The organism is Wolbachia endosymbiont (group A) of Bibio marci, from assembly GCF_947251645.1.
GTDB lineage: Bacteria > Pseudomonadota > Alphaproteobacteria > Rickettsiales > Anaplasmataceae > Wolbachia.
Window position 1 is genome coordinate 1,216,382 of the sequence record NZ_OX366364.1, and the last position, 21,013, is coordinate 1,237,394.

Genomic DNA, 21,013 nt, shown 5'->3' on the forward strand with positions numbered 1-21,013 from the left:
CTTGATTTTTAACCTTTCATGTAATACAAGTGCAATATAGTCAATTAAAGCAAAGCTATGCATCCAATCATATATCTACTCAACACGTTACTTGATTTTTATAGCTTCATTCTAATATGTTGGATTATCCTAGATTTGCTGATTAGGCTTAATATAGTGAACGTGTATAATGATACTGTCAATCGCATAATGCGCACCTTGAATCAGTTGACTTATCCACTACTAAAAATTATCAGAAGATACATACCACCGTTCAACGGATTAGATTTATCTATAATGATATTGCTAATAGCAATTCGCTTTGTACAATATACAATGAATTACTACTTTTAAGTAGATGCTAAAAAGATATCTAAAAGCAGCAGTATATCTATCACTCTTAATATATATATATATATCAGTTTTTAGCTACAACTATAAAGATCCTTCCTTAAACACAGCTACAAATGAGGAAGTGACAAATTTAGGTGGAATAGTAAGTTCATATTTAGCTGATATATTGGTTCAATTTCTTGGATTAACTAGTGTTACAATAGCTACAACCATAGTTTACTTGTTGATCTTCAGGCCATCAAAAAGGCTGCTAAAAATTCTCTATTTAATATTAATCAATTTAGGGATATGTGCTATACTACCACAACTTTCGCTAGGCATCACTGCAAGGTACAGACACAGTGGAATAATAGGGAATGCACTAATTAATAACTGCCCGTTTTATGTATTTGTGATAGTAACATCAATAGGTCTTATAGGATCGGTTGGTTGGAAGAGAACAATTTACTCTCTATTCTTCTTATGTAAAAAAATAGCTTGCTTATTTGTAAATGTTCCATTCTTCAGATCACATAAAACTGCTGAATATTCAGTTGCACCATTAGTAGTAGAAGAAAAACATAGAATTACTAAACAACAACCAAGAAAAAGACAGACCGAAGAAATTTTTAAACCTTCCAGTGAGTTCGAGTTTCCAAGCATTCATTTACTTTCTAAAGCAGAGGAGTCTTTGCAGAGAAAGCAGCTGAATAAAATGGAGAGCAATAAAAATTTATCTCTGCTGGAACAAGTCCTGAGTGATTTTGGCGTGCAAGGAAAAATTATCAGTGTATGCTATGGGCCGGTTGTGACTTTATACAAACTTGAACCACAAGCTGGCACGAAATCTGCAAGAGTGATTGGCCTTGCAGATGATATTGCACGTTCAATGAGTGCACTCTCTGCACGTATTTCAATAATTCGTGGGCAAAATGCTATGGGAATAGAGTTGCCGAACAAGGAACGAGAAATTGTAATGCTGCGTGATTTGCTTGAATCCCCAGAATACCAGAATGCAAACTTAAATCTTCCAATTGCGCTTGGCAAGGAAATAAGCGGAAAACCAGTTATTGCAGATCTGACTAAAATGCCCCACTTGCTTGTTGCTGGAACCACAGGGTCGGGTAAATCAGTTGCGATTAACACTATGATTCTTTCACTCGTTTATCGATTAAGTCCTGATGAATGTAAGATGATAATGATCGACCCCAAAATGCTTGAGCTTTCGATATATGATGCAATACCGCATCTAATAACGCCAGTGGTAACAGAGCCAAAAAAGGCTGTAGTCGCTCTTAAGTGGATAGTGAAAGAAATGGAAAATCGTTATCGCATGATGTCGTATTTGAATGTGCGCAACGTAATAAACTATAATCAGAAAATCACAGAAGCGATGAATAGTGGAATAGAATTGGAGCGCGTTGTGCAGATTGGCTTTAATTCAACAACAGGCAAACCTTTGTTTGAAAAAATACCAATCAAGATGGAGACATTTCCATATATTGTAGTGATCGTGGATGAAATGGCAGATCTAATGCTTGTTGCCGGTAAAGAAATAGAGTGCTCTATTCAACGTTTAGCTCAGATGGCTCGTGCTGCAGGAATACACATCATAATGGCAACACAACGTCCATCCGTGGATGTGATAACAGGTGTGATAAAGGCAAACTTTCCAACAAGAATCAGTTTTGCTGTTACTTCTAAGATAGATAGCCGCACAATACTTGGCGAACAAGGGGCTGAACAATTGCTCGGCATGGGTGATATGCTCTATATGGCCTCTGGTGGTAAGATCATTCGAGTTCACGGCCCATTTATAAGTGATAATGAGGTGCAAGATATAGTTGATCATCTGAAAATGCAAGGTGAGCCGAATTACATGGAGGAAATCACCAAAGAAGATGAAAATTCTTCTGTGGAATCAGAAGGTGAAACAGAGGATGAAGAAAACGACCTTTACAACCAAGCAGTGGCCATCATTCAAAGAGATCAAAAAGTTTCAACCAGTTACATTCAACGACAACTTAGAGTAGGCTATAACAGAGCTGCAAACATCGTTGAAAGAATGGAAAAGGAAGGTATTATCAGCGCTCCAAATTACTCAGGGAAAAGAGAGATATTGGTTGAATAACAGGGCTTCTTTTTTTGCAACCTTGTAAATACCTTAATTTAAGTTTCCGCACTTTCAAAAAGCAAGTCAAACAAAATTATTAAAAGGTCAATACATAATGACAGTTAATTTAATAATAATTTAAACATTGGGAATGTAAAATTATAATATATTAATTAACTAGGGGGTAAAAATGAGTGTAACTAAATGGGTACTTGGCTTTGATAAGTCAGATATAACAGCATTGCAGGGAAGTCAACAGATTGATGCTGAGCAGTTTCAAAAGGTATTTAGTGCATTAAAAGAATGGCAAGAAGCTCAAAAGATTGATGCTAAACAGTTTGAAGAGGTATTTAGTGCATTAAAAGAAAAGATTGGTACTGAGCTGTTTCAAGGTATGCAAGAGCACTTAAACGGCCTGCAAGAAAAAGTGGAAACACTTACAGAAGCAGTAGGAGAACAAGAAAAAACACTACTAATTTGTACCATAGCCACTGCTGTTGCTGTAACAGCGATAACTTGTTTTGTTGCATTCTGCATCTATCAGGGAGTTAAGCTTGAGAGGGAGAAAGAAAAGAACTCGCTTGATCAAGATACACCAAAAGCAAAACTTAGTAATGTAGATACTACCGATGGTACTGAAAAACTACAGAATAACTTAAAAGTGCAAACTATATAGCTGCATAACACTCTTCTTAAGAAGGTGTTACATAGCTTGTAACACCTTACTCTTCTCTTAGCCTATGTAGGTTTTTTGATAGCAAACATATCACTTTTTAGAAAAATATTTGTGACATATTATTGTAAAGTTAGTAAAGATTCTGGTTTACTTAAAGTTTGTTAATTGCTATCTTTTAAAACACGATATTTACTATAGCACCATATGCTTAGGATTTTTTCTAAAGTTTTGTTTATATTAATGTTTTTGGTTTCTAGCTTTTTTACTGTGCATAGTGCTGAAGCTAAGTCTAAGGTAAAGCTCAGTAAGAAATACATACCTCCTGGTAACCCTGGTGGTGCAAACTTTCATACAGATGAGGATTTTGCTGAGTCATATAAACTGTATGAGAAGCGTAGGGAATTGCTCAAGAAAAAAAAGTCACAAGATCGAGCTATAAATAAAGAAGATCTAATCAAAAAATTAAAAGAGAAAAAAATTGCTAGTCTTGATAATGAGCCAAATGACATGGAAGCTTGCATAGTCGACGATGAAGAGAGCGCTATGATAAATCAGCATGGTATTAATATCGCGCGTTTAAGGGGTGCTGTATTTATAGATCAAGAGCCAGTTTCCCAGTATGAAAATAAGCAGTATGAAAGTGAGCAGCATGAACAAGAAGGAAAAAAAATTACTTCAACACGAGAAAAAAAAGTTTCTCCTATGAATATCACTATAAAAAAAACTCCATCAAAAAGAACATGTTCACATGATTCTATTGCTAATTTGGATAACGTAGATGCTTATAGTTTGAATGGTTCGAGTTCATTTGGCAGTGTAGCTGACACAGTAAAATAGTATCACAATTAATAATATGTTAGATAAAGACCTAATATTGAATGATGATGCATATGAATTATCGCCGATTTCCAGGCACAAAACTCATGTTGTAGAAGTTGGAAAAGTAAAGATAGGTGGAAATAATCCTGTAGTTGTACAATCTATGGCGCTTGGCGTGCATATAGATTCTGATAATATAAAAAGTAGCGCAAAACATTATGCAAAAGAGATAACAGAACTAGCGCGTACAGGTTCAGAATTGGTGCGAATTGCCTTGAACTCAGAGGAGGTAGCAAGAGCAATACCTTATATAGTAGAAGAGATAAATAAAGAAGGTTTTGACGGTAAAATATTGGTAGGCTGCGGTCAATATGAGCTAGATAAATTAGTTCAAGATTATCCAGACAACATCAAAATGCTGGGTAAAATTAGAATCAATCCAGGCAATATAGGCTTTGGCCACAAACGTGATGAGAAGTTTGAAAGGGTTATAGAGTATGCAATAATGCATAATCTTCCGGTTAGAATTGGAGTAAATTGGGGTAGTCTTGATAAATACCTTTTACAAAAACTGATGGATGAAAACTCTTCGCTTAGTAATTCAAGGCCTTCTGATGTTATACTGCGCAAAGCACTTGTAATGTCTGCTCTTGATAGTGCAAAAAAAGCTGAAGAAATTGGTCTAAGTTCAAACAAAATAATCATTTCATGTAAAGTTAGCAAAGTACAAGATTTAATTTTAGTTTATACGGCACTTGCAAAATCTTCCAATTATGCACTGCATTTGGGTTTAACTGAGGCTGGTATGGGCAATAAAGGTGTGGTAAATACCGCAGCAGGGCTTACTTATTTATTGCAAAATGGCATTGGAGATACCATACGGGCTTCTTTGACTCAACGTCCTGGTGAATCGCGTACTAATGAAGTGGTGGTGTGTCAGGAAATATTGCAGTCTATAGGCTTGCGACACTTTAACCCTCAGGTTAATTCATGTCCTGGTTGTGGGCGCACGAGTAGCGATCGTTTTCGTATATTAACTGAAGAGGTGAATGGCTATATAAAAACTCATATGCCGATGTGGAAGAAAAAAAATCCAGGTGTAGAGCATATGAGCATTGCTGTTATGGGATGCATAGTAAATGGTCCTGGAGAAAGCAAACACGCAAATTTGGGAATCAGCTTGCCTGGATATGGAGAAAAACCTGTTTCAGCAGTCTACAAAAACGGCAAATATTTCAAAACTTTACAAGGTGATAATGTCTCTGAAGAATTTAAGGCAATTATTGATAATTATGTGAAGGAGCATTACACGTAACCTTTCACGGTTAATTAATAGATAAATCGCAAATAAAAAAGAAAATTAAACCTTGTTTTTCTTTTTTCGCTATTAATATATTTATAACACAATTGAGTTTAAATAATTGATATGAAAAGCTTTTTACTTATTTTACTATTAGTTTTGTCTCCATTTTTAGCATCATCTATAAGCATTGAGAACATCGAAGAAAATTGCAATTACGAATATTACCCTAAATTAGATTCTTCTTCTGCTGATGAGTTATACGTTATAAAGCGAAATTATTATAGATATGGTGAGAAATTAAAAATATTAGCAGATGAGAGGATAAAGGAGATCACTTTAGGCACTAGTGATAAATAATTGTAACCAGACTGCATTCTGTGATTTTTAGCAAAACACGATCTTTCATTTGAGCTTTCTTCAATTTAAAGTAAATACAGAAACTAGCTATTTTCAAAAATATGGTTGAATAATTGTTAATAACAGTGTATAATTATTAATAATTTCAAGCATTTTTGCCATGGCTCTTTCAAAATTTCTCGATCCTCGCAATGATTTGTGTTTCAAAAAAATCTTTGGAACGGAAAAAAATAAGAATATTCTTATCCACTTTTTGAACGATATTTTAGGGTTTACTGAGATAAATGCAATACAAGAAGTTGAGTTTCTTAGCACTATTATGGATCCCGAAGTTGCCTCTGATAAACAAAGTATTGTTGATGTTCTCTGCAAGGATTCTCACGGAAATAGATATATAGCAGAAATGCAGCTTGCTAGAGACAAGGGCTTTGAGAAACGTGCCCAACTGTATGCTGCTAAGGCTTATTCAAGACAATTAGATAAATCTGGCAACTACATTGATTTAAAGAAAGTCTTCTTTATTGCTATATCAAATTGTAACTTACTTCCTGAAGAAGTTGGTTATATCTCTACTCATAATATACGTGATATAAAAACCAACGGCCACTACTTAAAAGATTTTCAATTTATCTTTATAGAATTGCCCAAATTTTCAAAAAGTAAAGTAGAGCAGTTAGAAAGTATAGTAGAAAGGTGGTGTTTCTTTTTTAAATACGCAGAAGAAACAACAGAAGAGGACTTAAAAGAGATAGCAGAAAAAGCACCAATAATAAAGCTAGCATATGATGAGTTAGATAAGTTTCGTTGGAACGAAAAAGATTTAGTAGCTTACGAAGAAAGGATAATGGATCTACGCAAAGAAGAAGCTATTCTTGAATACAGACTTGATCTTGCTACTGAAAAAGGCAAAAAAATTGGTAAAGAGGAAGGGAAAATTGAAGTCGCAAAAGCAATGCTGGCTAATAATGTTGATGTCAACACTATTGTCAAGTTTACTGGCCTTTCTATTAGTGAGATTGAAGAATTAAGTGGAAATTTGTGAGCGGTTACAAATAATTTACCATTTCTTCTGGTTTCACTATCCTTTCAAACTCCTCCTCAGTGAGCAGTTGAAGTTTTGCTGCTGCTTCTTTTAGAGTGATATTTTCTTTATAAGCAAGCTTCGCTATTTTTGCTGCATTGTCGTACCCTATATGCGTATTTAATATAGTGACCAACATCAACGACTGATTCAGTAAATCTTTTATCCTCTCTTCATTTGCTTTAATACCAACTACACATTTTTCTGTAAAATTTAAACTTGCATCAGCTAAAAGTCTTATAGACTGCAAAACATTGTAAATTATCACTGGCTTAAACACGTTCAGTTCAAAATGACCACTTGAGCCACCAATTGTTACAGCAACATGATTTCCCATAACTTGAGTGCATACCATAGTCACCGCTTCACACTGAGTTGGATTCACTTTACCTGGCATAATTGAAGAACCAGGCTCATTTTCCGGTAACATTATTTCCCCAATTCCGCATCTTGGACCAGAACCAAGCAACCTTATATCATTTGCAATTTTCATTAAACTGACTGCTACTGTATTGAGTGTTCCACTGAGCTCAACTAAAGCATCATTTGCTGCTAGCGCTTCAAATTTATTGCCTGCTGAAGTAAATGGAAGGTTAGTAATTTCTGCAACTTGGCTTGAAAAATCTTCAGCAAAACCCTTTTTAGTATTGAGTCCCGTGCCAACTGCAGTGCCACCTTGTGCAAGCTCATATATATCACTTAAAGTTGATTTTACTCTCTCTATCCCCTTTTTAATCTGGGCTGCATAGCCAGAGAACTCCTGTCCCAGTGTTAGGGGCGTTGCATCTTGCAGATGAGTACGTCCTACTTTTATTATATCTTTAAATTCCTGAACCTTATTATCCAGCACCTTATGCAATTTTTCAAGATTTGGAATAAGCAAGCAGTTTATTTGCTCTGCTGCTGCTATATGCATTGCTGTTGGAAAGGTGTCATTTGACGACTGACCATAATTCACATGATCGTTTGGATGTATTGGAGATTTACTACCCAAATTACCACCTAAAATCTCTATTGCGCGATTGCTGATCACTTCATTCATATTCATATTAGTCTGCGTTCCGGATCCGGTTTGCCAAACAACAAGCGGAAATTCATTATTAAATTTGCCATCTATTACTTCCCTTGTGGCTGCGCAGATTGCGTCCCCTACCTTATTATCTATGCTACCCTGCTTCATGTTAACACGTGCTGCTGCAAGTTTTACTATTGCTAATGCTTTAATCAGAGGCTCTGGCATTTTTTCTGTGCCAATCTTAAAATTTTCTAAAGAACGCTGAGTCTGCGCTCCCCAGTAATGTTCACTTGGTACTTTTACTTCCCCTAAGCTGTCTGATTCTATTCTTACCATACTTTCTCCTTTGCATTAGAATTCTGTTACTCTACTACTTATAGCTGACCTAAGCAACATGTCATACCGCGAATGAATCGCGGTACCTCGGCATAGATTCCGCTAACTAGTAGCGGAATGACGAATTTGTCATTTTCCAAATTGTCGGTAAATCTAAGTCAGTTTAGCTATACTACATTTCTTGGTTAATTAAATCATATTGGATTTTAGTGTCAAGTGTACAAACATTGCAATATGGTACAATGTTACAACGATGTCATGCAAGTAGCCAACACTGGCATCCCAGTACCTTCATCCTGTCACTCCAGTGACCATGTAAGGAGGGCGTTATTCCAGTGCCAGCTACTCGTATGACAAGAAAGTAGCACTGGGATCTGGTAGACTCAAATCACAATATTTGCACAATTGTACGCTTAGTTCTGGTCGCACGCTACCATTCTTGTACAGCCACAGATAGAAAATTTACGCTTTAAAAGGATCATATACATCGATTTCCTTAGAATTACTCTTTTTCAATTTTTTACTTAATAATCTCAAAATAGGCTGTAAATCACCATTAATTGATAAGCACAGCACTTCTTTATTAAGATAATTGGCTAGGTGATTCTTCTTTTCCAGAATTTCTGCTTCCCTCAATAAGTCGCATTTGTTCAGTACTACAATTTCTTCTTTTTTAACAAGATCGCTATCGTAAAGCTCCAGCTCATTATGTGTACAATTATAAGCTGAAATAACATCATCGTGAGTTGCATCAATTAAATGAAGTAAAATTTGACACCTTTCTATGTGCTTTAAAAATTTATGTCCGAGCCCAACTCCAAGGTGAGCATCAGTAATTATTCCAGGAATATCTGCTATTACAACTTCGCTATCATCCACTTTTGCCACACCTAAGTGGGGTCTTACGGTGGTAAATGGATAATCGCCTACTTTTGTATCGGAATTTGAGCAGCGAGTCAAAAATTTTGATTTACCTGCGTTTGGCATGCCAATAATTCCAACATCTGATAAAACTTTTAGTTTTAACAATACATGTTTTTCTTCGCCAGGCTGACCGTAAGTAAAATGTCTTGGTGCCTTATTAGTAGAAGATTTAAAATTAGTATTTCCAAGTCCACCTTTTCCACCCTGTGCTATTAAAAATTCCATATCAGGCTTGTCAAGATCGACTATTATCTCTTCACTTTCTTCATCAATTATTTGTGCACCGACTGGAACTCGAAGTATAACGTCTTTCCCTGCTGTGCCAGATCTATCCCTGCCTGCACCATTTTTCCCACTATCTGCTTTAATGTGTCTTCTATAACGAAAATGAAGCAAAGTGTTGAGATTAGCGTCGCTGATGAAAACTATGTTTCCACCCTTTCCTCCATTACCACCATTTGGACCACCAAATTCAACGAACTTTTCTCGACGAAAACTTGCACAGCCGTCACCACCGTCACCGGCTTTTAAACACAATTTTACTTCGTCTATAAAACCCATGCTAACCCACGATAATATTTAGCATCCTTTCCTAATGCGCTTTCTATTCTCATTAGCTCGTTATACTTCGCGAGTCTATCAGAACGCGATAGCGACCCGGTTTTTATCTGCCCGCAATTTGATGCAACTGCTATATGAGATATTGTTGTGTCTTCTGTTTCACCTGAGCGATGAGAAATAACAGCTTTATAGCCATTTGATTTTGCCATTTCAATAGCAGCAAAAGTTTCTGTTAACGTCCCTATTTGATTTGGCTTGATCAGTACAGCATTTGCCATTTTTTCCTCTATTCCTTTGCATATCAGTTCACAATTTGTAACAAACAAATCATCCCCTACTAATTGAACTTTACTCCCCAATTTTGCAGTAAGTAATTTCCAACCTTCGTAATCGTCTTCACTCATTGCATCTTCTATAGAAATTATTGGATATTTTTCCACAAGGTCACAATAGTATTCAGCCAATTTCTCTGAAGTAAGATCTCTGTTTTCAAATTTGTAAATTCCATCTTCATAAAAAGTAGATGAAGCAACATCAAGGCCTAGTGCAAAGTGATTTTGTGCTGAATAACCTGCTGATTCTATAGCGTATATGATCAAATCAAGTGCTTCTTCAGTACTTTCAATATTTGGTGCAAAACCACCTTCATCTCCTACGTTTGTGCTATAACCTTTTTTCTTAAGAATGCTACGTAAGTTGTGGAACACCTCCGCAGATATTCTGATTGCTTCACTGAAAGTCTCAGCACCGACTGGAAGAATCATGAATTCTTGGAAATTGAGCTTATTGTCTGCATGTACTCCACCATTAATTATGTTAATGAATGGAACCGGCATAACACTCATCTGCTCTCCTCCCAAATATCTATACAACGGTATTTTGAAACTGTTTGCTGCTGCTTTTGCAACCGCAAGAGACACACCCAAAGTTGCATTTGCTCCAAGTTTAGATTTATTTTTTGTTCCATCTAGTTCAATTAATGCTTTATCAATTGCATTTTGATCTGTTGCATCCATGCCGATAATTTTATTCGCTATCACTCCATTTACAGCTTGAACAGCTTTCAGCACTCCTTTACCACAATACCTTTTCTCATCTTGGTCCCTGAGTTCCAAGGCTTCTAATTTACCGGTTGAAGCTCCAGAAGGTACAGATGCTCTGCCTATTGCTCCATCACAGAGCTCAATCTCTACCTCAACAGTGGGGTAACCCCTGCTATCTAAAATTTCTCTTGCAAATACGTTATTGATTATCTTATTCATTGCATTAAATCCCTACTGTAAACTTTCTGTACAAACGTGTGATCTGAAGATAATTCTAGTTGTCATCCCAGTGCTCCGACACTGGGATGGCTTTGTTGCATAGCAACCGAAAAAATCTGGTGGCTACTGACAAAATTCATTATAAATAACCATTTAACTGTTGAAGAAAAAATATGCCACAGAAAATGAAAGTCAGTAACCAAAATGAATATAACAAATTTCTCCAGGAAAGAGGAAATATTTTTCATTATATCAATGAAGCCATAGAAAATTGGTATGAAAATAGTCCAAAAATGCAAGGCGGCAACTATATTTACAGTGATAAAGTTGTGATTTTGGTGCATATAATTGTCAATCTTTTTAGAATTGGTTTAAGACAAACGGTGGGGTTTATAAAAGGATATATGCAACAAATAGGAAGAGATTTAGCAGTTATCAGCTATTCACAAGCATCAAGAAGGTTTAAGAAACTTAATATTAAGATCAATGATTGCAGAATTGATAAAAATAATATGGAAGACATCGAAATTGCTATAGATAGTACAGGTATCAGCATTTACAACAATACCCCTGGTCACAGCAAGGAAAATAGCGCTAACAGAAAATATCGTGGCTATGAACAGACAAGAAAATTGCATGTAATGTTGAATATAAACAGCAAAAAAGCCATAGCTGTAAAATACAGTAACGGTGTCTACTCTGATCACTATGGAGCTTGCGATTTGCTTAAAGAAGTTAATTTTCAGCATGTCATAAAAGCACTATATGCAGATAGGGCATATGATAGGCACAAGTTTTACAAATTGTGTCACGAATATGATATAAAGGCAAAAATTCCACCAATAAACAATGCGGCAGAACATCCAGAAATAGATTATATGTCTGACAGAAATGCTGCTATTAGGTTAATAAAATTATACGGTGAAGATGGCGTGAAAGAATGGAAAAAAGAAGTAAATTATGGGAAAAGATCTTATATTGAAGGGTTTTTCTCAAGATTAAAGCAAATATTTGGATTCAGCTTTAGGAATAAATCCGAAGTAAATCGCGAAAAAGAATTGCTGATTAAGTGCTATTTGCTTAATCAATTTACTGAAATTGGTATGGCTAAATTTGAAATGGCTACATGATATTTATCGTAAATTACTACCAGTATAAGGTGCGATGCAACAAAGCCCACTGGGATCCAGTTTTACTACACAATTTTATCATATAAATCCTCCCAGTCTGGATTCTCTTTCTCGATTAAATTCATTTTCCATTTTCTTTGCCAACTTTTTAAAAGCTTTTCTCTAGTAATAGCTAAATTTATGTCTTGGAACTCTTCGAAATAAACCAATCTATAAACACCGTATTTTGACGTAAAACTAGAAACAGTTTCACTTTTATGTTCATAAATTCGTTTTATCAAATTTGATGTCACACCTACGTATAAAGTTCCGTTGCGTTCACTTGCAAGTATATAAACATAATAACTCTTCATATATAGTTGACTGGATTCCAGTGTCAAGCACTGGAATGACACCGGTACTTGCATTTATTCTATCGTTTAACTAGATGTTTGTATAGTTTCTGCTATGAGCTTCGCAGCTTCCTTTGCCAATTTAGCTATATTACTACCAGCACCAATAAATAATACTATATCACCTGGACTTGTCGAATCACTAATAAAATGTGAAATGAGTAGAGAATCATTCATGATTTTTACGCTATCAAATCCATTACTGATTAAAGCTTCTTGTATATCATTAATCCCACAACCAGGAATAGGCTTGTCTTCTGGGGGATGAACAGGGGTGAGGATGACATAATCAAATATCATGAAAATTCGTATGAATTCATCAAAAAAATTACGAATGCGAGCAAAACGAAGTGGTTCGATAATTCCTATTACTTTTCCTTTAGTAATCGAACGTGCAGCCGTTAAAGTTGCATATATTTCATTTGGATGATGGGCATAATCCTCAATTAACTTAACACCTTTAATATCGGCAATCAAAGAGAATCTTCTTGCTACTTCTTGAAATTCCAAAAGGCCTTTTTTAATCTCTGCATCGCTAATCCCGAGTTTTATTGCAACCGATATTGCAGCTAAGGCGTTGCTGACTTTGTGAATTCCAATTGCGTTTGACAGCACTACATTTTTTATATTTCTGGATCCCAGTGTCACGCACTGGGATGACAGATGGTGATGGGATGACACCTGTTCTTCTGTCATTCCAGTACTTGATACTGGAATCCAGTTGTTCAATACATCAAATTCTATGCTGTTAGCATGCTGCTTAATATTAACAGCTTTAATATTGGCACCCTCAAATCCAAACATCATAGAGTTACTTGCATCATAATTAATGCCTACAGAATCAGGCAAAACTGCAAAATCTGCTTTGCTTATAAACTGAGAGAATGCATTTTTAATATCGTCGAATGTACCATAATGATCCATATGATCGTCGTTAATACTCGTTATGACAGCAATATTTGCAGGAATCTTCAGCATAGTTCCATCTGATTCATCAGCTTCGATTAAAAAAATGTCACTCCTTCCAAGTCTTGAATTACTTTGATATGAATTCAGTATTCCTCCCACAATTACAGTTGCATCGACATTAGAATGATCAAAAATGGAAGCAATCATTGCCGTTGTCGTTGTCTTACCACTTGAACCTGAAACCGCTATCACATATTTATCTCTTAAAAGTTCAGCAAGTATGTCTGATCTATGCAAAATGGTTTTATTGTTATTTTTTGCCGCAATTAACTCCACATTATCAGATTCTATCGCAGAAGAATGTACAACTATTTGAGCTTGGCTTATATTATCAGCATTGTGACCAATGTAAACTTCTATACCCAGCTTTTGTAACCTATCTACATTGTCGTTTGACTGCGCATCACTGCCTTGAACTTTGTAATTGGAATTATGGAGAATTTCAGCAATGGCACTCATTCCGATTCCACCTATACCAATAATATGTATTATTCCTTTTTGAGTTTTGTTAATATTTAGCAGTAGATGTTTACTCATTACTAAATTTATTATAGTATAATTTAAAATCCTCATAGTATCGAACCCTCTTACCGAATACAATGATAAAAAACCTAACCTTTCTATGTCTAACATTTGTTTTGATAAGTAGCTGCAGTTTTAGCAACAGGTTTAATTGCACTGCAGGTCATTATAAAATTGGCAGCAGCTACACAATAAATGGTATAACTTATCACCCAAAAAACTGTAAACATCACGAAGAAATAGGAATAGCATCGTGGTATGGAATAGAAGATCATGGCACGCTTACAGCAAATGGTGAAGTGTTTAACCGCCACTTGATCTCTGCAGCGCATAAGACTTTGCCTTTACCCTGCTTTGTTCTTGTCACTAATTTAGAAAATGGAAGAAAGCTTGTTACAAGAGTTAACGATAGAGGACCATTTATTAAAGGCAGAATAATAGACTTATCAGAAAAAGCAGCTCAAGTCTTAGGATTTCATAAAGTAGGGCTTGCAAAGGTAAAAGTCCAATACCTAAGAAAGATGTCAGAACAATTGATACAAAATACTCCTCATTATAGAAAGCAATATGAAAAAGAAATGCAGAAACATCACCCGAAACAAGACAGTGCAGAAAGTAAGGGATATGTTGCATTTTTTAAAAGTGCTCAGGCTGCTAAATCAGCTGCATCGAAGCTTCGTAATCAAGGAATGAAAAATGTTAGATTGCTTTTTAAGAACAATCAATATTGTGTGAAAGTGAGTTATAGGTAGCGGTGAGTGCAGAATTTGAAAGATTTGGTTAATGTAAGAAACGCTGGCTAACTATTGTAAGTTAAAAATGTGATATAAAAAAGATATCAACAATTTATAGCTATACCGCCGCGGCGCTAACTAGTAGCAAGATGACGAGGTTATCGTCATGCCGCCGCAAACCGTCATACCGTGATTCATTCCACAACTGTACGAACATTACAATTTGAGCCTACCAGAAGGATGTCATCCCAGTGCCCAGACACTGGGATGGCTTTGTTGCATCGCACCTTATACTGGTAGTAATTTACGATAAATATCATGTAGCCATTTCAAATTTAGCCATACCAATTTCAGTAAATTGATTAAGCAAATAGCACTTAATCAGCAATTCTTTTTCGCGATTTACTTCGGATTTATTCCTAAAGCTGAATCCAAATATTTGCTTTAATCTTGAGAAAAACCCTTCAATATAAGATCTTTTCCCATAATTTACTTCTTTTTTCCATTCTTTCACGCCATCTTCACCGTATAATTTTATTAACCTAATAGCAGCATTTCTGTCAGACATATAATCTATTTCTGGATGTTCTGCCGCATTGTTTATTGGTGGAATTTTTGCCTTTATATCATATTCGTGACACAATTTGTAAAACTTGTGCCTATCATATGCCCTATCTGCATATAGTGCTTTTATGACATGCTGAAAATTAACTTCTTTAAGCAAATCGCAAGCTCCATAGTGATCAGAGTAGACACCGTTACTGTATTTTACAGCTATGGCTTTTTTGCTGTTTATATTCAACATTACATGCAATTTTCTTGTCTGTTCATAGCCACGATATTTTCTGTTAGCGCTATTTTCCTTGCTGTGACCAGGGGTATTGTTGTAAATGCTGATACCTGTACTATCTATAGCAATTTCGATGTCTTCCATATTATTTTTATCAATTCTGCAATCATTGATCTTAATATTAAGTTTCTTAAACCTTCTTGATGCTTGTGAATAGCTGATAACTGCTAAATCTCTTCCTATTTGTTGCATATATCCTTTTATAAACCCCACCGTTTGTCTTAAACCAATTCTAAAAAGATTGACAATTATATGCACCAAAATCACAACTTTATCACTGTAAATATAGTTGCCGCCTTGCATTTTTGGACTATTTTCATACCAATTTTCTATGGCTTCATTGATATAATGAAAAATATTTCCTCTTTCCTGGAGAAATTTGTTATATTCATTTTGGTTACTGACTTTCATTTTCTGTGGCATATTTTTTCTTCAACAGTTAAATGGTTATTTATAATGAATTTTGTCAGTAGCCACCAGATTTTTTCGGTTGCTATGCAACAAAGCCCACTGGGATCCAGGAATTTTGATTGGGCACTAAGTTGATAAGCATAAAAGTGGCTGATCTTATGTTAAAACACAACGTTCTTGATGAGATTACGGCAAGGCTGGATTGGCTTTGTTGCATCGCTAGCTATGATGGATTAAAGATAAAAAAGATGGAGAATATCAGTAGCTTATTATTCTGGTATTTATAACAAGAACGGTCAGTGAATACCTAAATTTGAGTAAAAGAAATTTCACTACCACTCACTAATCCGGCTAAAATTCAAGAATTTCAATGCTTTAGCTATTTTCAATAGAATTAAGTTTATTAATATAAATAATAAATTACTATTCTTAAATTTGATCAGATTGATTGCAAAAAAACAAGATTTTCAATAGGTTGCTTATAATCCTAGCTATAGTTAGCCTTTCATAAGTAGCGATGCAACAAAGCCGGCTGGATTCCAGTGTCAAGCACTGGAATGACACCATTTGCTGTGCAGTTTACCTTCAAAAATGAATGTTCGTACAGCTATGGATTCATTCGCGGTATCTCATCCGCTAACACGTAGCAACTGTTCTCCCTTGTCATACCGTCACGGTATCTCTAGATCCCGCTAACACGTAGCGGGATGACGGTTTTTCAAATTGTCGTAAGTCAGTTTAGCTATAGCATTATAGAGACAAAGATCAAAATTTACTTATTTACGTCTCCAATTTCATTGTGTATAATGGAGACAAAGATTTATATTTTATGTCTCCATTATTTATTGGTAGGCAAAAAGCAACTACTGGAACTTACAGAAAAAAATACTGCTTCTTTTGTAGTAGTCAAAGGAAGACGTCGTATAGGAAAAAGTCGTTTAATTCAAGAGTTTGGTAAGCATTTCGAGCAGTATTACTCATTTATAGGTTTGCCACCAGAAAAGCATACTACAACATCCCACCAACTTAATGAATTTTCTAGACAAGTTGCTAGACAATTTTTTTGCTAGATATGATGACTGGAGTATGGGCAGTTGGTGAACGTCTACTATCAGGGAAAATATTATTGCTATTTGATGAAATTTCTTGGATGGGCTCAAAAGATCCAACTTTTTTAGGAAAAATAAAGAATTTTTGGGATACACAGCTATAACAAGCTAGTTTTTGTTGTTTGTTTCATCCTGAAAACATACTTAGTAGTACTGGTTTTGTAGGAAGAATATCGTTGACTTTAACACTCGGGACTTTCTGATTGCAACAGATTTTGGCCAAAAAATATTTCAGCATACGAAAAGTTTAAGGTGCTTGCAGTAACCGGCAAAATATTTGGAAGAGGTAAATTTTAAACATGGTGCTGAAGAAAATATTAAAAAGCTTTGTTTTACAAAAGGTGGGTTTTTAGTTGAGGAGTTTGACCAAATATTTTCAGATCTATTCATGCGAAAAACAGCTTTTTATAAGCAAATAGTGAGAGCTCTTTCTGCTGGAGCTAAAGAACAGGAAGAAATTTGTACTGCTTTAGATATTGCAAGACATGGACGCATTTCTGAGTATCTACATGAGCTGGAGCTTGCTGGTTTTATTGCAAGGGATCACACTTGGAATATAAAAACTGGTACTGATTCACGACTCAGAAGGTACAGACTTCAAGATAATTATTTAAGGTTTTATCTAAAATATATTGAAAAAAATCTAGGAAAATTAATCGTGACACCTATTCTATAGGGTTATTCACGTCCCTGCCAGAGTGGATTGGACTTCAGTTTGAAAATTTGGTGCTGAACAATAGAAAGAACATACATAATATCTTAGGAATTGACGAGCGAGAATCCATTTTTTCAGAGGAAGACAGGTGCTGGTTGTCAAATTGATTACATGATTCAAACAAGGTTTAACACCCTCTACATTTGCGAAATCAAATTTTCAAAAAATAAAATCGGTCATTCAATAATACAAGAAGTACAAAAGAAAATAGATACACTAAAGCGTCCAAAAGGCTTTTCATGTCGTCCAGTTCTTATTCACGTTAATGGTGTGAGTGATGACGTTATAGATAGTGATTACTTTTCAAACATAATTGATTTTGGAGAATTATTGAATTGTAAGTAATTCTTGCTCTACTTTTTCAACTTTGTGTCATTTAACATTGGAACAAGATTCCAGATGACATCTTTCTTGAACTCTTACTATAACAATGTTCGTACAGATATGTGCCACGCGCTGGAATGACATGGTGAGGCGTCATCCTGCTGCTCCTTTCTTGTCATGCCGCCGCGAACCGTCATACCGTCACGGTATCTCTTAGCCGCTAACACGTAGCGGAATGACGAATTACTTGACTTTTACAGGGATGACGGTTGTTGTTTAGCCGTAAATATTTAAGAAATTTACCAAATAAAAAAAAAGGCAAAAGAAGCCCTGGGGTTATTATCCGCTTTAAAATATTGGCGTTTTTTATGTTTTAAACGCTTGATAAGCGAGATTCAGCCGCTTTTAATTGCAACTAACTTACGCTGCAAATGTTTAAGAAATTTACTAAGCAGAAAAAAAGACAAAGAATCCCCGAGTTAGCTAGTCTTTTACTATCTCTGTCGAGTATTGGCATTTTTTGATGTCTTGTAACGCTTTATAAGCGCGTTCAGCTTATTTAGATAAAAATCTAGATGTAGATGAAGTTTTGTAAAGACATACAGTATCTATATACTGCAAAAAATTAAACATAAGACGCCGATACATTAAGTAATCCTTACCTTTTAATCTGCAGATTGGCGAAAGCAAATACAATAGCTTCATTTCCATGATAAGGGGGCTAGCGAGGCTTGTCAAGTAGTTTCTACCTGAAACCACAATATTCGCACAGTTGGAAAATGGTTGCGGGAGTAGGATTTGAACCTACGACCTTCAGGTTATGAGCCTGACGAGCTACCGAGCTGCTCCATCCCGCGTCGTTGCTTATTTAGTTATTATATATACAATAATAGAAAATAAAAGAATAAAATTACATTATGGTGTATATTTTGTGTATTTATTAACTTTTCTTGACATAATAGTTAGTTATATACGTCATAACCTACACAATGAAAAATATAACTTGATACTATGGTTTCCTGTGTGTCAGTGTGTAGGGATTTTAACCTATTTTTCCCTAAGTTTTGAACCAAGCTGCACTTTTACCATATCTATTTTTCTTTTGCTTTTACCCACACTAATTCTGATTGCAATATTGTATAAAAGGTACGCGATATTATGTATCGCTTTAATTGCAGTGCTCATAGGGTTTACAGCTAGTAAATTAAGAACAGCTTTAGTTGATACTCAAATTCTTGATAAAGAGAGATATGTAAAAGATATCGTTGCCACAGTGAAGGATATTAATGACAGGGGCTCATATAAACAATTTCTGCTCCATGTTGTAAAGCCCTCTGTCATCCCAGTGTCAGCTACTTGCATGACATCTTTGATTGATGATATATATCCAATTTATCACTCAACTGGACGTTCATGTAGTTATGCGTCACGCGCTGGCCACATTGCTCTAGATAACATCAGAATATCAGTTAGAACCAAAGTGGAAAAAGGCATTAAAATAGGCGATCAAGTAAAATTATCAGCAAAACTCTTCCCTCTAAAGATTGCGCCCTCGGAGTATGCATATGATTTTGCAAGAATAGCATATTACCAGAAAATAAGTGCAACAGGTTTTGCAACAAGCAAAATAGCCCTGCACAAAAAGGCTGAAGCAAGGAAATTTCTAGAGTATATAGAATCTTTCCGTCAATATATTTATGAAAACCTGCAGCAAAATATCAAAAAACCACATGCGGATATAATCTCTGCATTACTAATTGGTAAAAAAGATGGCATAGATCAAAAAATTATGGATGCAATACGAGATTCAGGTATAGCACATTTGTTTGCCATATCTGGTTTGCATTTATCATTCGTTGCTGGTCTGTTTTTTGTAGTGTTTCGTAATTTATTCGCAATATCTGAAACTTTGACTCTTAAGTATAACACCAAGAAAATATCTGCATTCCTTACTATCTTGCCAACCACGTTTTATTTGTTGATTACCGGTATGCAAATTTCTGCTCAGCGTGCCTACATCATGGTGATTTTAGTACTTGTTGCAATAATGATAGAGAGAAAATATCGAGGGTTAATAGCAATTGCGTTTGCTGCTTCAGTGATACTCTCAGTAGAACCAGAAGCAATTTTAAAGCCAGGCTTTCAGATGTCATTTTCTGCGGTTTTGGCACTGGTTGCCAGTTATCAAATTAATGCTAATAAATTGTTCAAAATAAAAATAATGAAATATTTTGTATCGATAATGATCAGCTCAGTAATAGCAAGTTTAGCAACTGTTCCGTACACGATATACAATTTTAATTATTTTTCAATTAGTGGCATTATCACAAATTTAGTTGCTATACCAATAGTTACATTAATTATTATTCCACTTGGAATAATTTATGTTTTGTTGATTCCTTTAGGTATTGAATGGATTATAGCGCCATTTATAGAGCGCCCAATTGACAGTATTTTGTATATAACAAACGCTATCGCTAGTCTTCAGTATTTGGTTATTCCCATTCACACTTTTCCTGCCTCATCAATTATTATAATAACATTTGGGTTATTATGGCTGTGCTTGTGGGAAAGAAATTGGCGCTTCTTCGGAATTTTCTTTATTGTGCTGGGTATTTTCTCTAGTGCTATGTATAGAACTCCTGATATCTTGATAAGTGCTGATAATGTTGCTGCAAAGGAGAGTGACAACTTACTATATTCTCTCACCAGAAAAAATAGGAACTTTGTTGTCAAAACATGGGCAAAGCAAAATGGGCAGAACCAAATTTTGAATCATAAAAAATACAATAACTCAGATAAAAGGCTAAAATGTAACGATTATGGCTGCATATATAACAAAGGAAATAATAAGTCAGTGTTGCTAGCTTATAAAAAAGAAGATATTCTAGAAAATTGTGATAAAGTTGACTTAATAATTCAATTAAGTGAATTCGACTATTCAGTTTGTAATACTAAAACTATCAAATATGCCGATTTAGAAACACATGCAATTTGGTTAACAAATCGTTACATAAAGATTAATAAAGTGCGCTCCAATAGGCCTTGGCACATGTTGAAAAATTAAGAAACTTGATTTTAAGGTTTGGTTAATGTAT

Annotated in this window: 22 protein-coding genes and 1 tRNA gene; 14 read left to right on the top strand and 9 right to left on the bottom strand. The window is 35.2% G+C overall.

The window, feature by feature from the left end:
• Positions 1-57: 57 nt before the first annotated feature.
• From OPR48_RS06495 to OPR48_RS06525, 7 genes are all read left to right on the top strand, one after another.
• Entirely contained in the window at positions 58-333 is a 276-nt protein-coding gene (locus OPR48_RS06495; protein ID WP_265025924.1) for a YggT family protein, read from the top strand.
• Between the two features lie 4 nt (positions 334-337).
• Positions 338-2,443, top strand: coding sequence for an FtsK/SpoIIIE family DNA translocase (locus tag OPR48_RS06500; protein WP_265025925.1), 2,106 nt, complete (start codon positions 338-340; stop codon positions 2,441-2,443).
• 172 nt (positions 2,444-2,615) lie between these two features.
• The gene (locus OPR48_RS06505; RefSeq protein ID WP_265025926.1) at positions 2,616-3,101 is read left to right on the top strand and encodes a hypothetical protein; all 486 of its coding nucleotides are present in this window, start codon (positions 2,616-2,618) and stop codon (positions 3,099-3,101) included.
• Between the two features lie 204 nt (positions 3,102-3,305).
• Positions 3,306-3,938, top strand: coding sequence for a TRP75-related protein (locus OPR48_RS06510; protein WP_265025927.1), 633 nt, complete (start codon positions 3,306-3,308; stop codon positions 3,936-3,938).
• 16 nt (positions 3,939-3,954) lie between these two features.
• Positions 3,955-5,235 (top strand): flavodoxin-dependent (E)-4-hydroxy-3-methylbut-2-enyl-diphosphate synthase, encoded by a 1,281-nt coding sequence (gene ispG / locus OPR48_RS06515; protein WP_265025928.1) that lies wholly within the window; start codon positions 3,955-3,957, stop codon positions 5,233-5,235.
• Between the two features lie 144 nt (positions 5,236-5,379).
• Positions 5,380-5,580, top strand: a complete 201-nt coding sequence (locus OPR48_RS06520; RefSeq protein ID WP_265025929.1) for a hypothetical protein — start codon at positions 5,380-5,382, stop codon at positions 5,578-5,580.
• 160 nt (positions 5,581-5,740) lie between these two features.
• Positions 5,741-6,622 carry an Rpn family recombination-promoting nuclease/putative transposase gene (locus OPR48_RS06525; protein ID WP_265025930.1) on the top strand — a complete coding sequence of 294 codons (882 nt, stop codon included), beginning with the start codon at positions 5,741-5,743 and terminating at the stop codon, positions 6,620-6,622.
• A 4-nt stretch (positions 6,623-6,626) separates the two neighbouring features.
• Here OPR48_RS06525 and fumC read toward each other — a convergent pair whose 3' ends face one another.
• The 3 genes from fumC to eno form a co-directional block, all read right to left on the bottom strand.
• On the bottom strand, positions 6,627-8,012 hold the full coding sequence (gene fumC, locus OPR48_RS06530) for a class II fumarate hydratase (protein ID WP_265025931.1): 1,386 nt from the start codon (positions 8,010-8,012) through the stop codon (positions 6,627-6,629).
• Between the two features lie 462 nt (positions 8,013-8,474).
• The gene (gene cgtA, locus OPR48_RS06535) at positions 8,475-9,497 is read right to left on the bottom strand and encodes an Obg family GTPase CgtA (protein ID WP_265025933.1); all 1,023 of its coding nucleotides are present in this window, start codon (positions 9,495-9,497) and stop codon (positions 8,475-8,477) included.
• Positions 9,485-10,759 carry a phosphopyruvate hydratase gene (eno, locus tag OPR48_RS06540; protein ID WP_265025934.1) on the bottom strand — a complete coding sequence of 425 codons (1,275 nt, stop codon included), beginning with the start codon at positions 10,757-10,759 and terminating at the stop codon, positions 9,485-9,487. Before eno ends, cgtA begins: the two co-directional genes overlap by 13 nt.
• A gap of 173 nt (positions 10,760-10,932) precedes the next feature.
• Between eno and OPR48_RS06545 the strand changes: the two genes are divergently transcribed.
• Positions 10,933-11,889, top strand: coding sequence for an IS5 family transposase (locus OPR48_RS06545; protein ID WP_265025723.1), 957 nt, complete (start codon positions 10,933-10,935; stop codon positions 11,887-11,889).
• 65 nt (positions 11,890-11,954) lie between these two features.
• Here the strand turns inward: OPR48_RS06545 and OPR48_RS06550 are convergent, their stop codons facing one another.
• Positions 11,955-12,296 (bottom strand): GIY-YIG nuclease family protein, encoded by a 342-nt coding sequence (locus tag OPR48_RS06550; RefSeq protein ID WP_406830905.1) that lies wholly within the window; start codon positions 12,294-12,296, stop codon positions 11,955-11,957.
• A gap of 12 nt (positions 12,297-12,308) precedes the next feature.
• Positions 12,309-13,823: a UDP-N-acetylmuramate--L-alanine ligase gene (murC, locus tag OPR48_RS06555; RefSeq protein ID WP_265026657.1), complete on the bottom strand. Its 1,515-nt coding sequence runs from the start codon at positions 13,821-13,823 to the stop codon at positions 12,309-12,311.
• Between the two features lie 26 nt (positions 13,824-13,849).
• Between murC and OPR48_RS06560 the strand changes: the two genes are divergently transcribed.
• Positions 13,850-14,524, top strand: a complete 675-nt coding sequence (locus OPR48_RS06560) for a septal ring lytic transglycosylase RlpA family protein (RefSeq protein ID WP_320109921.1) — start codon at positions 13,850-13,852, stop codon at positions 14,522-14,524.
• Positions 14,525-14,700: 176 nt separating this feature from the next.
• Here OPR48_RS06560 and OPR48_RS06565 read toward each other — a convergent pair whose 3' ends face one another.
• Both OPR48_RS06565 and OPR48_RS06570 read right to left on the bottom strand, forming a co-directional pair.
• Entirely contained in the window at positions 14,701-14,826 is a 126-nt protein-coding gene (locus OPR48_RS06565; RefSeq protein WP_265025936.1) for a hypothetical protein, read from the bottom strand.
• Complete coding sequence (locus OPR48_RS06570; RefSeq protein ID WP_265025723.1) at positions 14,823-15,779, bottom strand: IS5 family transposase; 957 nt, start codon at positions 15,777-15,779, stop codon at positions 14,823-14,825. The genes OPR48_RS06565 and OPR48_RS06570 overlap by 4 nt, the downstream gene beginning before the upstream one ends.
• Positions 15,780-15,925: 146 nt before the next feature.
• Here OPR48_RS06570 and OPR48_RS06575 point away from each other — a divergent pair, with 146 nt between their 5' ends.
• A complete protein-coding gene (locus OPR48_RS06575) occupies positions 15,926-16,054 on the top strand; it encodes a hypothetical protein (RefSeq protein WP_265025937.1) in 129 nt (42 codons plus the stop codon).
• 142 nt (positions 16,055-16,196) lie between these two features.
• Here OPR48_RS06575 and OPR48_RS06580 read toward each other — a convergent pair whose 3' ends face one another.
• Entirely contained in the window at positions 16,197-16,334 is a 138-nt protein-coding gene (locus OPR48_RS06580) for a hypothetical protein (RefSeq protein ID WP_265025938.1), read from the bottom strand.
• Between the two features lie 496 nt (positions 16,335-16,830).
• On the opposite strand from OPR48_RS06580, the gene OPR48_RS06585 reads away from it, so the two are divergent.
• From OPR48_RS06585 to OPR48_RS06595, 3 genes are all read left to right on the top strand, one after another.
• Positions 16,831-16,980: a hypothetical protein gene (locus tag OPR48_RS06585; protein ID WP_265025939.1), complete on the top strand. Its 150-nt coding sequence runs from the start codon at positions 16,831-16,833 to the stop codon at positions 16,978-16,980.
• Positions 16,981-17,153: 173 nt separating this feature from the next.
• Positions 17,154-17,552: an ATP-binding protein gene (locus OPR48_RS06590; RefSeq protein WP_265025940.1), complete on the top strand. Its 399-nt coding sequence runs from the start codon at positions 17,154-17,156 to the stop codon at positions 17,550-17,552.
• Positions 17,553-17,702: 150 nt separating this feature from the next.
• Positions 17,703-17,936 (top strand): hypothetical protein, encoded by a 234-nt coding sequence (locus OPR48_RS06595; RefSeq protein ID WP_265025941.1) that lies wholly within the window; start codon positions 17,703-17,705, stop codon positions 17,934-17,936.
• 759 nt (positions 17,937-18,695) lie between these two features.
• Here the strand turns inward: OPR48_RS06595 and OPR48_RS06600 are convergent.
• Positions 18,696-18,772, bottom strand: a tRNA-Met gene (locus OPR48_RS06600).
• A gap of 98 nt (positions 18,773-18,870) precedes the next feature.
• Here OPR48_RS06600 and OPR48_RS06605 point away from each other — a divergent pair.
• Positions 18,871-20,982, top strand: coding sequence for a ComEC/Rec2 family competence protein (locus tag OPR48_RS06605; RefSeq protein ID WP_265026658.1), 2,112 nt, complete (start codon positions 18,871-18,873; stop codon positions 20,980-20,982).
• The last annotated feature ends 31 nt before the right edge of the window (positions 20,983-21,013 follow it).